Below are 1,328 nucleotides of genomic sequence, written 5' to 3' on the forward strand. Positions count from 1 at the left end.
CACGAGACTTCGGAACCTGGCATAGCGATGGCCGTGGAGCTGTTTGGCATCTGCAAACGAGCGCTCGACGGTTTCTTTCCGGCGCTTGTAGACGGCCTTGCCCCATGCGGTCAGGCGATGGGCATCCGTGCGCTCCCGGCTTTCCTGCCAGACATGACGGGTCAGGGTCCGCTCCGCCTTGGCATTGGAGGTGCAGGACGCCAGAAGGGGACACGTTCTGCAGGTGGCAGGGTCGGAGCGGTAGTGCTTGTAACCGTTCCTGTCCGTCGTGGCATAGGTCAAGAGCTGGCCTTCCGGACAGCGGTAACCATCGGCGTCAGCTCGTAGGTGAAGGCTGACTTGCGCATCATGCCAGGTCTGGGGGACGTCGGGCGGCGGTAACCGGTGACGCCCAGAATGTCCCGCTCCTCCAATCCTCTGGCGATACCCGTGGTGGCATAGCCCGCATCCAGGCCGACGGCCTTCACGTCGAAATCGAAGCGCTGCCGCTGGCGATCCAGCCGGGAGAGATAAACAATGCTGTCATGGACGTTGGCCGGTGTGGCGAAGGTGTCGGTAACGATCCCCAGCCGGCCGTCCACGGTGCGGTGGTCCAGATAGAAGAACCCCTTCGGCTTGCCCTCGCGCACCATGTAGCCGCTGTCGGGATCCGTGCGGCTGACCTTGGTCTGTTTGACCTGCGGTTCCCGCACTGTCTCCTTCAGCGGCTTCTGGCCGTGCAGCTTGCGCTCCGCCTCGATGGCCTTGTCCAGATCCGCCCAGTAGTCCGATCGCGACTTCTCTATCTGCGCCAGATCGTATTTACCCTTGTTGGCATTCGCCTTCAGGTGGGTTGAGTCCGTGTAAAGCACTGTGCCGTCCACAAGCCCGTGGCTGATCGCCTGCTCGACAATGCGGTCGAAGATATCCTGCGCCACGCTCGCGTCGTTGTAGCGTCGGCGACGGTTCTGGCTCAGCGTTGAGGCATCGAACACCTTGTCCGTCAGCTTCAGACGCAAGAACCACCGATAGGCCACATTCACCTCGATCTCTCGCACAAGCTGGCGCTCCGAGCGGATCCCGAACAGGTAGCCGATGAACAGCGCCTTGAACAAAAGCGTCGGATCAAGCGGCGGGCGGCCATTGTCCGCGCAGTAAAGATCCGCAACGAGATCGTGAATGAAGGAAAAGTCGATCACCGCGTCGATCTTGCGCAACAGGTGATCGGCGGGAACAAGCTGATCGAGCGTCACCATCTCGAGCGCTGTCTGGTCCGGGCCGGGCTTCTTCAACATAGAAACAGTGAATCAAAAACCCACGGCCAAGGCCAGGGGTTTGTCAGCAGTCTG

The 1,328-nt window shown here is 61.1% G+C and carries 1 protein-coding gene; it reads right to left on the minus strand.

What is annotated here, in order from left to right; all coding sequences use genetic code 11:
• A protein-coding gene (locus JCM17844_RS13835) for an IS1182 family transposase (protein ID WP_150001482.1) occupies nt 1-1,274 on the minus strand; the annotation gives its coding sequence in 2 pieces (ribosomal slippage) (nt 1-320 and nt 320-1,274; 1,275 coding nt annotated over the 2 pieces). This gene is flagged as partial in the annotation.
• Nucleotides 1,275-1,328 lie beyond the last annotated feature (54 nt).

Origin of the sequence: Iodidimonas gelatinilytica, from assembly GCF_008579125.1 — a bacterium.
Taxonomy (GTDB): Bacteria; Pseudomonadota; Alphaproteobacteria; order Sphingomonadales; family Rhodothalassiaceae; genus Iodidimonas; species Iodidimonas muriae.